Annotated in this window: 14 protein-coding genes; 7 read left to right on the forward strand and 7 right to left on the reverse strand. The window is 70.4% G+C overall.

All coding sequences use genetic code 11. From position 1 onward, the window contains the following. Nucleotides 1–3: 3 nt before the first annotated feature. The 7 genes from ACT4N7_RS10200 to ACT4N7_RS10230 form a co-directional block, all read right to left on the reverse strand. Nucleotides 4–771, reverse strand: coding sequence for an ESX secretion-associated protein EspG (locus ACT4N7_RS10200; protein ID WP_444828391.1), 768 nt, complete (start codon nucleotides 769–771; stop codon nucleotides 4–6). Then, nucleotides 768–2,210, reverse strand: coding sequence for a PPE domain-containing protein (locus tag ACT4N7_RS10205; RefSeq protein ID WP_444828392.1), 1,443 nt, complete (start codon nucleotides 2,208–2,210; stop codon nucleotides 768–770). Before ACT4N7_RS10205 ends, ACT4N7_RS10200 begins: the two co-directional genes overlap by 4 nt. A gap of 2 nt (nucleotides 2,211–2,212) precedes the next feature. Next, the gene (locus ACT4N7_RS10210; protein ID WP_444828393.1) at nucleotides 2,213–2,791 is read right to left on the reverse strand and encodes a DUF3558 family protein; all 579 of its coding nucleotides are present in this window, start codon (nucleotides 2,789–2,791) and stop codon (nucleotides 2,213–2,215) included. A 19-nt stretch (nucleotides 2,792–2,810) separates the two neighbouring features. Next, nucleotides 2,811–3,221: a hypothetical protein gene (locus ACT4N7_RS10215; protein ID WP_444828394.1), complete on the reverse strand. Its 411-nt coding sequence runs from the start codon at nucleotides 3,219–3,221 to the stop codon at nucleotides 2,811–2,813. A gap of 174 nt (nucleotides 3,222–3,395) precedes the next feature. Continuing rightward, nucleotides 3,396–3,596, reverse strand: a complete 201-nt coding sequence (locus tag ACT4N7_RS10220) for a hypothetical protein (RefSeq protein WP_444828395.1) — start codon at nucleotides 3,594–3,596, stop codon at nucleotides 3,396–3,398. A gap of 2 nt (nucleotides 3,597–3,598) precedes the next feature. Further along, a complete protein-coding gene (locus ACT4N7_RS10225; protein ID WP_444828396.1) occupies nucleotides 3,599–4,165 on the reverse strand; it encodes a DUF3558 family protein in 567 nt (188 codons plus the stop codon). A gap of 13 nt (nucleotides 4,166–4,178) precedes the next feature. Further along, complete coding sequence (locus ACT4N7_RS10230) at nucleotides 4,179–4,589, reverse strand: hypothetical protein (RefSeq protein ID WP_444828397.1); 411 nt, start codon at nucleotides 4,587–4,589, stop codon at nucleotides 4,179–4,181. A 175-nt stretch (nucleotides 4,590–4,764) separates the two neighbouring features. Here ACT4N7_RS10230 and uvrC point away from each other — a divergent pair, with 175 nt between their 5' ends. The 7 genes from uvrC to tpiA all read left to right on the forward strand — a co-directional run bounded on the left by uvrC (nucleotide 4,765) and on the right by tpiA (nucleotide 13,004). After that, entirely contained in the window at nucleotides 4,765–6,720 is a 1,956-nt protein-coding gene (gene uvrC / locus ACT4N7_RS10235) for an excinuclease ABC subunit UvrC (protein ID WP_444828398.1), read from the forward strand. After that, the gene (rapZ, locus tag ACT4N7_RS10240; RefSeq protein ID WP_444828399.1) at nucleotides 6,717–7,601 is read left to right on the forward strand and encodes an RNase adapter RapZ; all 885 of its coding nucleotides are present in this window, start codon (nucleotides 6,717–6,719) and stop codon (nucleotides 7,599–7,601) included. Before uvrC ends, rapZ begins: the two co-directional genes overlap by 4 nt. Before the next feature lie 23 nt (nucleotides 7,602–7,624). After that, nucleotides 7,625–8,569 carry a gluconeogenesis factor YvcK family protein gene (locus ACT4N7_RS10245; RefSeq protein ID WP_444828432.1) on the forward strand — a complete coding sequence of 315 codons (945 nt, stop codon included), beginning with the start codon at nucleotides 7,625–7,627 and terminating at the stop codon, nucleotides 8,567–8,569. Nucleotides 8,570–8,637: 68 nt separating this feature from the next. Next, complete coding sequence (whiA, locus tag ACT4N7_RS10250) at nucleotides 8,638–9,624, forward strand: DNA-binding protein WhiA (protein ID WP_444828400.1); 987 nt, start codon at nucleotides 8,638–8,640, stop codon at nucleotides 9,622–9,624. A 385-nt stretch (nucleotides 9,625–10,009) separates the two neighbouring features. Next, the gene (gap, locus tag ACT4N7_RS10255; RefSeq protein ID WP_444828401.1) at nucleotides 10,010–11,014 is read left to right on the forward strand and encodes a type I glyceraldehyde-3-phosphate dehydrogenase; all 1,005 of its coding nucleotides are present in this window, start codon (nucleotides 10,010–10,012) and stop codon (nucleotides 11,012–11,014) included. An 8-nt stretch (nucleotides 11,015–11,022) separates the two neighbouring features. Continuing rightward, nucleotides 11,023–12,219: a phosphoglycerate kinase gene (locus ACT4N7_RS10260; protein WP_444828402.1), complete on the forward strand. Its 1,197-nt coding sequence runs from the start codon at nucleotides 11,023–11,025 to the stop codon at nucleotides 12,217–12,219. Beyond that, nucleotides 12,219–13,004, forward strand: coding sequence for a triose-phosphate isomerase (gene tpiA, locus ACT4N7_RS10265; RefSeq protein WP_444828403.1), 786 nt, complete (start codon nucleotides 12,219–12,221; stop codon nucleotides 13,002–13,004). Before ACT4N7_RS10260 ends, tpiA begins: the two co-directional genes overlap by 1 nt. Nucleotides 13,005–13,049 lie beyond the last annotated feature (45 nt).

A 13,049-nucleotide genomic window follows, 5' to 3' on the forward strand; every position in this document is an offset into this window, starting at 1 on the left:
GACTCAGCCGCCCAACGCGGTCAGTTGACCGTCGAGATGCTGTCCGATCCGCCGGGTGTCGGCGGGGGAGTAGGTGGTCCACCGGGTGCCGTCCGCGCGCGTGCTGCCGACCGAGAGGTACCGGCCCATCGCGGTGTCGAACCAGAACAGGTCAGGCGCGTTCCGCTCGGTCCCGTGCCGGTCGCGGGCGAGCACCCGGAACTGCCCGAACCGGAGCCTGGGCGGCGCCAACATCGTTTCCACCGCCCGCAACTGGCCAGAGCGCCCTGTCCGGGGTGGACGGACGACGGTGGCGACCCGGGACTCGGTGGACGACCCGGCCGGCGTGTCGAGCTCGACGGTCACCGACTGGCCGACTCCCGGCCGGTGCTCGGGAAGCAGGCCGGCCGCGGTGTCGATGAGCGCGGTGGGCCGGACGTGGTCGAAACAGAGCGCCTGCCGCTGTTGTACGGCGAGGATGCCCCGACCACCGATCGCGCCGAGTCGAGCGAACAGTCTGCGACCGCCCTCCAGCGAGGCGAACGCCGTGATCGCGACCTGTGGGCGCGCGAGCATGGCGAGCGCTTCCGCCACCACCGGTTCAGGATGGCCGCGACTGGCCAGGCCCCGCCGTTCCAGGTCGTCGAACACGGCGCGGCGGATGCCTGCCCGTTCATCGTGGGTGTGCCCGTGGCCGGGGATTTCGAACGGGAACGGCGAGCGGCCGAGCCGCAGCCGCTCGGACAGGATGTCCAGCGCCGCGAAGGACAGGGTGAACGAACGGACCGTCATTGGCCGATCACTGGCGGCGCGGTGATCTCGTCGGTGCCGAACAGGTCGTCCGGGTCCGCCTCGACAAGGTAGCTCGGCCGCTGGTGCTCGGAATCCTCGCCGCCCTGGCCCCTGCCGCCGCCCATACCGCCCATCGGAGCGCCGCCCGCGCCCTTGCCCGCGCCCGCTCCGGCCCGCCCGGCAGCGTGCTCGGCCGCCATCGCCCCCGGCGGACGGGCACCCGTCGCGGGTCCGCCCGTCCCGGGATTCCCCCCGCCCGGCCCGAAACCCGCTCGCCCCGCACCAGGACCGCCGCCGCCCGGCCCGAAACCCGCCCGGCCGGAACCCGGTCCGCCCGCTCGCACACCGCCACGCTCGCTCCCGGCCGGGAGTCCGCCAGGTCCGAAGCCGCCCGGGAGACCACCGCCCACGAGTCCACCCGAACCCGGCCCGCCACCTGCCCCGCCAGGACCACCCGCCCCGCCCGGCTGCGGTCCGCCCGGCCCTGGTTGGAAACCCTGGCCGGCGGTCCAGCCGCCATCCGGTGCCGCGCCCGGCGTCGTCCAGCCTGGCGGCACCGCGGTCGGTGGCATCGAAGTCGGCTCCAACGGGCCGAACCCACCGCGCTCGCCGAACCCTCGCGGGCCGTCGGAACCGTCCTCGGTGCCTCCGGTCTCCCCACCGCCTGCGGCGGCCATGGTCGGCACGGGCGCGAATGAGGGCATTCCGGCACCGGATTCGGTCAGCGAACCCGAGAACACGGTCATCACCTCGGCGGCCCGCTCATGCGCCTGCTGCTTCTCGGCGAACTTCTGATTGATCTGACCCACCACGTCGCTCAGGTTGAACGGGTTCCGCTCGCGTTCGAGCATGGCGAAGGCATCGTCCATACTGAAGTCGACCGGCTCCGGCATCGCATTTCGAGCCGAGCCTGCCGCTTCGGACTGCGCGTGCATGCGGTTGGCGGCCAACTGGAATCCGTTACCGGTGCTGCCCATCCATTCGCCGACACCGGTGAGGTAGGTACGGGCGGCGTCACCGGACTCGCCCGACCAGTCCTCGGTGCTCTGGCTGACGGCTGACTTCATCGCCTCGCGGAACTCGACGAACCTGTTGCCCAGGTCATTCCACGCCGCGCCCGTCTCGTCGACCTGGGCGGGGTCCATGTCGTCGTTGACCATCCCTTTCAACGACGGATGGTCGAATCCCTGGTAGTAGGTGCCAGGCATGGCTGGTGCGTCCCGCGTCTCGACGCCCGCGTCCTGCAGGGTTTGCTGCTGCTGGGTGCTGTACTGGTCGGCGGCCCTGTCAGCCTGGCCTAGTTCGCGCGCGGTGTGGAAGACGGTGCCGCCTCGGCCCTGCCGGGCCCGTTCGAGTGCCTGCTCCCGGAGTTCGGCGTCGACCGTGCCCTCATATGTCCTGGTGCCCGGCGTCTGTCCCGACGCGTCACGCGGTGGCATAGTCATTCCCCCTTGGGCAACTTCGGCTCGATCAATTCCGCGACCCTGCCCGCGAACTCACACGCCTTCGCGGTATCCGACCGTGTGCTGCTGCTTGTGTCCACCCGCGCAGATTCGCTGATACCGATTGAGATCATGCACCCGCCGGGACCGTCGTCCGCTTCAAGTTTACGGCCGTCATGATCGCCGACAGGATGGTCTGCAACCGTTCCTCGGGAGACCACAATGTCATCCAGCCCTTGTTCCGCGCGGAGCGCGACGGTGAAGACACCTTGCCCGGATACTGTCCATTGACATGCCCGCGAACGAGTGGTGTTCTTGGGGACTCCAATTCCTGCGCCGAATTGCGCGACGTCAGACTCGGACAACAGGATGCAAGGGTCGAGCTTGTCCAGCTCGTTGGAGCTGGCGGGCTTTGTGCTTGGTGGCGTTGGATCGCTCGATCGCGTGGTTGTTGCCGTCGTTGATCCAGGTTGTGGTGTGGCCTGACCTGCGGTTTCCGCACACGAGGTCAGCCCGAGGGTGAGAATTGTCGCGGTGACTAGCCATGCTGTTGGATGGGCATTCGGTACCGTGGCCACGGTGCAGTCGCGTCCTTCCTCAGCGGCTGGCTTTGGTGACGCCACTTGCGTTGTCGTCGTCGGTGTTGCGGTAGTGGCGCATAGCTTCGTTGATCCCGGCCTCGATTTGGGTCAGGGCGTCGCGGAGTCCCTGTAAGCTGGTCGCGGCGGAGTTGTCGCCCACGACAACATCTTTGTTGAACGCGATGATCACCTGTGCGTCCGGGCTGGTTCCGAGCTTTGTGTCCTGCTGGATAAGCCTTTGCGTTTCTCGGGCGGCGTCGAGGCCGTCGAGGACGGAGTGGAGGGCGGTGAGCATGGCTTTGCCGGCGTTGTCGCTGATGCCGAAGCCGCCCGCTTTGGCGGTGTCGACGAAGCGTTGTGCGCCTTGTTGGAACTGGCTTGTCTGCGCGGCCAGCCCTGATCCGATGGCCCGGGTGTCGCCCGTCATCGACTCTCCCCCTGTGTCACTCGCTGGCGGCCCGCCGGTACACACCGTACCGAACGGCGTGCGGGAGTGTCATAGGAATGGTGAGATTCGCCCTGGCCGGGTTGGTTCCCGCCGATGCCGTTATGAGGTCCACGCGCACACCGGCACCGATCTGACCTGGCTGATTGTCGGGGCTCACGCGCAGGGTTGCTGCTGTTGGTTGCTGTACTGGTCGGCGGCCTTGTCGGCCTGGCCCAGTTCGCGCGCGGTGTGGAAGACGGTGCCGCCTTGGCCCTGCCGGGCCCGTTCGAGTGCCTGTTCCCGGAGTTCGGCGTCGACGGTGCCCTCATATGTCCTGGTGCCCGGAGTCTGTCCCGACGCGTCACGCGGTGGCATAGTCATTCCCCCTTCGGGAGCCTCGGCTCGATCAACTCCGCGACCTTCCCCGCAAACTCACACGCCTTCGCCGTATCCGACCGCGCAACACTGTTCGCGTCCACGCGCGAGGATTCGCTTATCCTGATCGAGACCATGCAGCCACCTGCCCCGCTGTTTTCCTCCAGCCTGCGGCCCTGGTGGCTGGCGAGCGGGTGGTCAACGAGTGTTCCCTTGTCGATCACGATGTCCTGGAGTCCCTGCTCGGCGCGGATCGCGACGCTGAACACTCCCTGGCCGCGGACGGTCCACTGGCAGGCAGGTGCCGCGGTGTCGTCGCGGACTCCGGTCTGCGCGCCGAACAGACTCACCTCGGCCTCGGTCAGAAGCGTGCAGGGGTCGAGATTCTTGAGCGCGTTCCCGTCGGGGGGTTTCGTGCTGGTGCGGACCGGCGCCGAGACGGTCGGGGATGTTCTGTTGTCCATTGGCACGGCCTGGCCTGGTGTCTCCGAACACGACGAAATCAACCCGATGAGCAACATCGTGGTGGACGGCAGCAGAGTCCGGCGAATCGTCTGCTTGACGGTCACGGTGTCCTCGTCCTCACTGGTCTGCTCGGGTTATGCCCGCGGCGTTGTCGTCGTCGGTGTTGCGGTACTGGCGCATGGCTTCGGTGATGCCTGCTTCGATCTGGGTGAGGGAGTCGCGCAGTGCCAGCAGGCTGCTCCTGGCCGAGTTGTCGCCCGCGGCGACCTCCCTGTTGAACGCGATGATCACCTGTGCGTCCGGGCTGGTGCCGAGCATGGTGTCCTGTTTGATTCGCTCAAAACTTTCGCGGGCGGCGTCGAGGCCGTCGAGGACGGAGTGGACGGCGGCAAGCATGGCTTTGCCCGCGTTGTCGCTGATGCCGAAGCCGCCCGCAGTCGCGGAGTCGACGAAGCGTTGTGCGCCCTGTTGGAACTGGCTTATCTGCGCGGCCAGCCCTGATCCGACCGCCCCGGTGTCGCCCGTCATCGACTCTCCCCATGTCACTCGCCGACGTTCCGCACACGCACGGTACCAACGCGTGTGCGACGTGTCATAGGAACGGTGAACCTCGGCCCAGGCCGGTACCGCCACCGTTCATGCCGCGATTGACCGGTGAGCCCGGTCCGTCCCCGTGTCGGTGGTCGGCCGTAGGGTGGTGGATGTGGCCGACCCGTCCACCTACCGACCCTCTCCCGGCACCATCCCGGACGCGCCCGGCGTGTACAAGTTCCGTGATCCTGGTGGCCGGGTCATCTACGTCGGCAAGGCGAAAAGCCTGCGCGGCAGGCTGAACTCGTACTTCGCCGACGTCTCCTCCCTGCACCCGCGCACCCGCCAGATGGTGACCACGGCGGGCTCGGTCGAGTGGACCGTGGTGTCCACCGAGGTCGAGGCGCTGCAGCTCGAATACAACTGGATCAAGGAGTTCGACCCGCGGTTCAACGTCCGCTACCGCGACGACAAGTCCTACCCGGTGCTCGCCGTCACCCTCGACGACGAGTACCCGCGGCTGCACATCTACCGCGGCGCCCGCAAGAAGGGTGTGCGCTACTTCGGCCCGTACGCGCACGCGTGGGCGATCCGGGAGACGCTCGACCTGCTGCTGCGGGTGTTCCCGGCGCGCACGTGCTCGGCTGGGGTGTTCAAGCGGCACGGCCAGATCGGGCGCCCGTGCCTGCTCGGCTACATCGACAAGTGCTCCGCGCCGTGCGTGGCCAAGGTGAGCGCCGATGAGCACCGCGCGATCGTGTTGGACTTCTGCGACTTCCTCTCCGGCAAGACCGACGCGATGGTGCGCAGGCTGGAGAAGGAGATGGCCGCGGCCTCGGCCGAGTTGGAGTTCGAGCGGGCCGCCCGGCTGCGCGACGACGTCGGCGCGCTGCGGCGGGCGATGGAGAAGCAGGCCGTCGTCCTCGGTGATGGCACCGACGCCGATGTGGTGGCCTTCGCCTACGACGAACTGGAAGCGGCCGTGCAGGTCTTCCACGTGCGCGGCGGCCGGGTGCGTGGGCAGCGCGGCTGGGTGATCGACCGGCTGGAGGACGCCGACGAGCAGACCCCGGTGTCCGGGCTGGTCGACCGGTTCCTCAGCCAGTTCTACGGCGACCAGGTCGAGTTCGAGGACACCGCGGGCAGCGCGGTGCCGCGCGAGGTGCTGGTGCCCGAACTGCCCGAGGACGCCCCCGCGATCGCCGACTGGCTCACCGAGTTGCGCGGCTCCCGGGTGCAGTTGCGCATCCCGCAGCGCGGCGACAAGCGCGCGCTCATGGAGACGGTCGAGCGCAATGCCAAGGAGGCGTTCACGCAGCACAAGCTGCGCCGCGCGGGCGACCTGACGGCCCGGTCGGCGGCGTTGCAGGAGTTGCAGGACGCGCTCGGTCTCGACACCGCGCCGCTGCGGATCGAGTGTGTCGACATCAGCCACATCCAGGGCAGCGACGTGGTGGCCTCGCTGGTGGTGTTCGAGGACGGCCTGGCGCGCAAGTCGGAGTACCGGCGCTTCGCCATCCGGGAGGCGGCCACCGAGGGCGACGTGGCGGCCATCGCCGAGGTGGTGCGCCGCCGGTTCGCCAAGTACGCGGGGGAGTCCGGCGGGCAGGAGTCCACCCCGGGCATCGACCCGGACACCGGCAAGCCGCGCCGCTTCGCCTACCCGCCGAACCTGCTGGTGGTCGACGGCGCGGGCCCGCAGGCCGACGCCGCCGCCGACGTGCTCGCCGATCTCGGCGTCACCGACGTCGCGGTGGTCGGCCTGGCCAAGCGGCTGGAGGAGGTCTGGTTGCCCGCCGAGCCGGAGCCGTCGATCCTGCCGCGCACCAGCGAGGCGCTCTACCTGCTGCAGCGGGTGCGCGACGAGGCCCACCGCTTCGCCATCGCCTACCACCGGCAGAAGCGCTCCAAGCGGCTGACCGCGTCTGTCCTTGACGACATCCCTGGCCTCGGCCAGCACCGGAAAGCCGTGCTGATCAAGCATTTCGGCTCGCTCAAGCGACTGCGGGCGGCGAGCATCGAGGAGATCGGCGAAGTGCCCGGCATCGGCCGCGGCACCGCGCAGGTAGTGCACACGGCGCTGGCGGGCGACACCGCGGGCGCGGAGAAGGGCAAAGGGAACCAGTGAGCAGCGAACAGGGCGGCCCGGGTATCGAGGTCGCGGTGGTGACCGGACTCTCCGGCGCCGGGCGCAGTACGGCCGCCAAATGCCTGGAGGACCTCGGCTGGTTCGTGGTGGACAACCTGCCGCCGGAGCTGATCTCCACCATGGTCGAGCTCGGCTCGCAGGCGCGCGGCGCGATCACCAAGGTCGCGGTCGTGATGGACGTGCGCAGCCGGGCGTTCACCGAGGACCTGTCGGCGATCATCAAGGATCTCGACGCGCGCGGGTACAAGCCCCGGGTGCTGTTCCTGGAGGCCACCGACGACGTGCTGGTCCGCCGGTTCGAGGCGGTCCGCCGCGGCCACCCGCTGCAGGGCGGGGGCAGGCTCACCGAGGGCATCGGCGACGAACGCGCGCTGCTCATGCCGCTGCGCGAGGAGGCCGACCTCGTCCTGGACACCTCGACGCTGTCGGTGCACCAGCTCCGCGCGAAGATCGAGGACGCGTTCGGCACCGAGGCGGCCACCGCCACCCGGGTCACCGTGCTGTCCTTCGGCTACAAGTACGGCCTGCCGATGGACGCCGACCTGGTGATGGACGTGCGCTTCCTGCCCAACCCGTTCTGGATCCCCGAGCTCAAAGACCAGACCGGCCGCGACGTCGACGTGCGCAACTACGTGCTCAGCCAGGAGGGCGCGGACGAGTTCCTCGACCGCTACCACGAGCTGCTGCGCCTCATCGGCGCCGGATACCGCCGCGAGGGCAAGCGCTACCTGACCCTGGCGATCGGCTGCACGGGCGGCAAGCACCGCAGCGTCGCGATCTCCGAGGAACTGTCCCGCAGGCTGTCCGACGAGGACGGCATGGCGGTCAAGGTCGTGCACCGCGACCTGGGGCGCGAGTGACGGCTGCGGACGCCGACCGACCGCTGCGGGCCGTGGCCCTCGGCGGCGGCCGCGGCCTGCACGCCACGCTCAGCGCGCTGCGGCGGCTCACCGCCGACGTGACAGCCGTGGTCACCGTCGCCGACGACGGCGGCTCGTCGGGCAGGTTGCGCCGCGAACTCGGCCTGCTCCCGCCCGGCGACCTGCGCAAGGCGCTCACCGCGCTCGCCGGGTCGGACGAGTGGCCGACGGTGTTCGAGCACCGCTTCGGCGGCACGGGCGCGCTCGCGGGCCACGCCGTGGGCAACCTGGTGCTCGCCGGGCTCATCGAGGTGCTGGGCAACCCGGTGGCCGCGCTCGCCGAGGCCGCGCGGCTGCTCGGGGTCACCGGCCGGGTGCTGCCGATGTCCACCGAACCGCTCGACATCGAGGCCGACGTGACCGGCCTGGAGGAGGACCCGACCACGGTCCGCCGCATCCGCGGGCAGGTCGCGGTGGCCACCACGCCGGGCCGGGTGCGGCGCATCCGGCTGCACAGCGCGGTGCGCCGCGATGGCCCGCTGGTCGCGTGCCCGGAGGCCGTCGCCGCGGTGCGCGGGGCCGACGTGGTGCTGCTCGGCCCGGGGTCCTGGTTCACCAGCGTGCTGCCCCACCTGCTGGTGCCCGAGCTGCACGACGCGCTGGTGCAGTCGGCGGCCACCCGGGTCGTGGTGCTCAACCTTGTCCCCCAACCGGGTGAAACCGCCGGGTTCTCGCCGGAACGCCACCTCGACGTCCTGTGCGAACACGCGCCGCGGCTGCGGGTCGACGCCGTGATCGCCGACGCCGATTCGGTGCCCACGCCCGACCGGCTCCGCCAGGCGGCCCGGGTACTCGGCGCCGACCTGCGGCTCGACGACATCACCGCGGGCGGCCCGCGCGACCGGCACGACCCGGCGGCCCTCGCGGAGAGCCTGCGCCGGGCGATCGGTTCAGTTAGGGGCCGTTGAGCGCCCGACGCGGTCGAGGTGGGATCGTACGTCGGGGGGCCCGCTGCCGGGCCGGGAGAGGAGGACCCGTGGCGATGACCGCCGCCGTCAAGGACGAGCTGAGCAGGCTGGCCGTGACCAAGACCTGTTGTCGGCGCGCCGAAGTGTCCTCGCTGCTGCGGTTCGCAGGCGGGCTGCACATCGTGGCGGGTCGGGTCGTGGTCGAGGCCGAGCTGGACACCGGGTCGGCCGCGCGCAGGCTGCGCAAGGACATCCACGACCTCTACGGCCACCACGCCGAAGTGCTCGTGATGACCTCCGGCGGCCTGCGCAAGGGCACCCGCTACGTGGTCCGCGTGGTCAAGGACGGCGACGGCCTGGCCAGACAGACCGGCCTGCTCGACCTGCGCGGCAGGCCGGTGCGCGGCCTGCCCGCCCCCGTGGTCTCCGGCGGCGTCTGCGACGCGGAAGCCGCGTGGCGGGGCGCTTTCCTGGCCCACGGCTCGCTCACCGAACCGGGCCGGTCCTCGGCCCTGGAGATCACCTGTCCCGGCCCCGAGGCCGCCCTGGCGATCGTCGGCGCGGCCCGCCGGATGGGTATCCAGGCCAAGTCCCGCGAGGTCCGCGGCGCCGACCGGGTCGTGGTCCGCGACGGCGACGCCATCGGCGCCCTGCTCACCCGGCTCGGCGCCCACTCCAGCGTGCTGGCCTGGGAGGAGCGCCGGATGCGGCGCGAGGTCCGGGCCACCGCCAACCGCCTGGCCAACTTCGACGACGCCAACCTGCGCCGCTCGGCCCGCGCCGCCGTGGCCGCCGCCGCGCGCGTGCAGCGGGCGATGGAGATCCTCGGCCCGCAGGCCCCCGACCACCTCACGGCGGCCGGGGAGTTGCGGCTCAAGAACAAGCAGGCGTCGCTGGAGGAACTCGGCCAACTCTCCGAGCCGCCGATGACCAAGGACGCCGTCGCGGGCCGCATCCGCAGGCTGCTCGCCATGGCCGACAAGCGCGCCAAGGAACTCGGCCTGCCCGACACGGAGTCCGCGGTCACCGCGGACATGCTGGAAGCCGACGCCTGACCCACACCGCCTGACCACACCGGCGGCCGCACCACCGAATTCGGACTCGCGGATGTGACCTGCGTCGCATCATGTATCGGGGCCGCGGCCGCGCGCTCTTCTCCCTCGGGAGCGCGGGTGCTGCTTGGGGGAGGAGCATCCGCGGGGGGAAGCGCGGTGGAGTCCGCCCGGCGTGGGGGCAGGCGGACTCCACTGCGCTGTTTTGCGCTGTCAGGCGCACCTGTCCACACTCTGGCACGCCGCTCTGGCGATCACTCCCATGACCTGATTCGATACAGTGCGACCGCTGACCTCGTGACCTGCGGCTGGTTTCGCTGACGCTAGGGTCCGGGGTGACGCGGTGACTCCCCATCCCGCGGCAGGCGCACACACAAGGAGACGTACGGTGACGGTTCGCGTAGGTGTCAACGGTTTCGGTCGCATCGGTCGCAACTTCTGGCGGGCCGTGCAGGCCGGCGACCACGACATCGAGATCGTGGCCTTCAACGACCTCGGCGACGTGGCCACGATGGCCCACCTGCTCAAGTACGACAGCGTGCTGGGCCGCCTCCCGCAGGAGGTGACCGCGACCGCCGAGGGCATCCAGGTCGGCGACCAGACCATCAAGGCGCTCGCCGAGCGCGACCCGGGCAAGCTGCCCTGGAAGGACCTCGGCGTCGACGTGGTGATCGAGTCCACCGGGTTCTTCACCAACGCCGAGGACGCCCGCAGGCACGTCGACGAGGGCGGCGCCAAGAAGGTCATCATCTCCGCGCCCGCCAAGGGCGAGGACCTGACCATCGTGCTGGGCGCGAACGAGGACCGCTACGACGGCTCGCAGACCGTGATCTCCAACGCCTCCTGCACCACCAACTGCCTGGCGCCGCTGGCGAAGGTGCTGCACGACGCGTTCACCATCGAGCGCGGGCTGATGACCACGATCCACGCCTACACCCAGGACCAGAACCTGCAGGACGCCCCGCACAGCGACCTGCGCCGCGCCCGCGCCGCCGCGATCAACATCGTGCCCACCTCGACCGGCGCCGCGAAGGCCATCGGCCTCGTGCTGCCCGAACTGAACGGCAAGCTCGACGGTTACGCGCTGCGCGTGCCGGTGCCGACCGGCTCGGCCACCGACCTCACCGTCACCCTGGGCCGCGAGGCGTCCCTCGACGAGGTCAACGCCGCCTACCGCGCGGCCGCCGATGGCCCGCTCGCGGGCATCCTGCGCTACAGCGACGCGCCGATCGTGTCCAGCGACATCGTCACCGACCCGGCGTCCTGCGTCTACGACGCGCCGCTGACCAAGGTCAACGGCAACCAGGTCAAGGTTGTCGGCTGGTACGACAACGAATGGGGCTACTCCAACCGCCTCGCCGACCTGACCGCGCTCGTCGCCGCCAAGCTCTGAGGACTCCTGTGAACACCCTGGACGACCTGTTCGCCGAAGGGGTCGCCGGTCGGCCCGTCCTCGTGCGCGCCGACCTCAACGTCCCGCTCGACGGCGACACCATCACCGACGACGGCCGCATCCGCGCGTCCTTGCCGACCATCGCCAGGCTCGCCGCGGCGGGCGCGCAAGTCGTGGTCGCGGCCCACCTGGGCAGGCCCAAAGGCGTGCCGGACCCGTCGCTGTCCCTGGCCCCGGTGGCCGCGCGGCTCGGCGAGCTGCTCGGCGCCGAGGTCGCGCTCGCGGCCGACGTGGTCGGCCCGTCCGCCAAGTCCACTGTGGACGGACTGGTCGACGGCGCCGTCGCGATGCTGGAGAACGTGCGCTTCGACGAGCGCGAGACGCACAAGGTCACCGCCGCGCGGGGCATGATGGCGCTGGAGATCGCCCAGTTCATGGGGCCGGAGGGTGCGTTCGTCTCCGACGGTTTCGGTGTGGTGCACCGGAAGCAGGCGTCGGTGGTCGAGATCGCGAAGGAACTCCCGGCGTACGCGGGCGACCTGGTGCTCGCCGAGCTCGCGGTGCTGCGGCGGCTCACGGGCGAACCCCCGCGGCCCTACGTGGTGGCACTGGGCGGCTCGAAGGTCTCCGACAAGCTCGCGGTGATCGAGTCCCTGCTGCCCAAGGTCGACGCGATCCTGGTCGGCGGCGCGATGTGCTTCACCTTCCTGGCCGCCGAGGGCCTCGGCATCGGCGACTCGCTGCTGGAGGCCGACATGATCGACACGTGCAAGCGGCTGCTGGCCGAGCACGCGGACAAGATCATGCTCCCGGCCGACGTGGTCATCGCCGACGAGTTCTCCGCCGACGCCAACACCCACACGGTGCTGGTGGCGCAGATCCGCGAACACTGGAAGGGCCTGGACATCGGCCCGATCACCGTCGAGCGCTACAGCGACGTGCTGCGCGGGGCGGGCACGGTCTTCTGGAACGGCCCGATGGGCGTGTTCGAGCTGGCCCCCTTTGCCGAAGGGACAAGGGGTATCGCGCAGTCCATTGTGGATTCCGAGGCGTTCAGCGTGGTCGGCGGCGGCGACTCGGCGGCGGCCGTGCGGCTGCTCGGGCTGCCCGAGGATGGGTTCTCGCACATCTCCACCGGCGGCGGCGCGTCGCTGGAATACCTGGAGGGCAAGGACCTCCCCGGCATCGCGGTGTTGGACCACTGATGGCGCGCAAAGTTCTCATCGCGGGCAACTGGAAGATGAACCTCAACCACCTGGAGGCCATCGCCCTGGTGCAGAAGATCGCCTTCGCGCTGCCGGAGAAGTACTACGCGAAGGTGGAGGTGGCCGTGCTGCCGCCGTTCACCGACATCCGGTCGATCCAGACCATGGTCGACGGCGACAGACTCCTGCTCCGCTACGGCGCGCAGGACGTGTCCCGGTACGACTCGGGCGCCTACACCGGCGAGGTGTCCGGTCTGATGCTCGCCAAGCTCGGCTGCAGCTATGTCACCGTCGGCCACTCCGAGCGCCGCGAGTACCACGCGGAGACCGACGAGCTGGTCAACGCCAAGGGCAAGGCCGCGCTCAAGCACGGCATCACGCCGATCCTGTGCCTCGGCGAGCGGATCGAGGTCCGCGAGGCGGGTACGCACGTCGAGCACTGCACCGCGCAGCTCGCCGCCGGGCTCAAGGGCCTCAAGGCCGAGCAGGTCGCGAAGGTGGTCGTCGCCTACGAGCCGGTCTGGGCGATCGGCACCGGCCGGGTCGCCACTCCCGCGGACGCCCAGCAGGTGTGCGGGGCGCTGCGCGCGCACCTCGCCGAGAAGTACGGGGACGAGGTCGCGGGCACGGTCCGGGTGCTCTACGGCGGTTCGGTGAAGTCCGGCAGCATCGGCGAGCTGGTCGCGCAGGACGACGTCGACGGCGCCCTCGTCGGCGGCGCGAGCCTGCAGGCCGACGAGTTCACCAAGCTCTGCGCGCTGGCCGCGGGCGGCCCGCTGCCGTAGCTGATCTGTCCCGGAATTGGTTCGAACCACCAGGTCGACAGCGGT

The organism is Actinokineospora sp., assembly GCF_052390155.1.
GTDB lineage: Bacteria > Actinomycetota > Actinomycetes > Mycobacteriales > Pseudonocardiaceae > Actinokineospora.

Excerpts from the sequence above, each read along its gene's own strand:
- ACT4N7_RS10200 (WP_444828391.1), bottom strand. The coding sequence starts at position 771 with ATGACGGTCCGTTCGTTCACCCTGTCCTTCGCGGCGCTGGACATCCTG.
- ACT4N7_RS10205 (WP_444828392.1), bottom strand. The coding sequence starts at position 2,210 with ATGCCACCGCGTGACGCGTCGGGACAGACGCCGGGCACCAGGACATAT.
- ACT4N7_RS10215 (WP_444828394.1), bottom strand. The coding sequence starts at position 3,221 with ATGACGGGCGACACCCGGGCCATCGGATCAGGGCTGGCCGCGCAGACA.
- ACT4N7_RS10220 (WP_444828395.1), bottom strand. The coding sequence starts at position 3,596 with ATGCCACCGCGTGACGCGTCGGGACAGACTCCGGGCACCAGGACATAT.
- ACT4N7_RS10230 (WP_444828397.1), bottom strand. The coding sequence starts at position 4,589 with ATGACGGGCGACACCGGGGCGGTCGGATCAGGGCTGGCCGCGCAGATA.
- tpiA (WP_444828403.1), top strand. The coding sequence starts at position 12,219 with ATGGCGCGCAAAGTTCTCATCGCGGGCAACTGGAAGATGAACCTCAAC.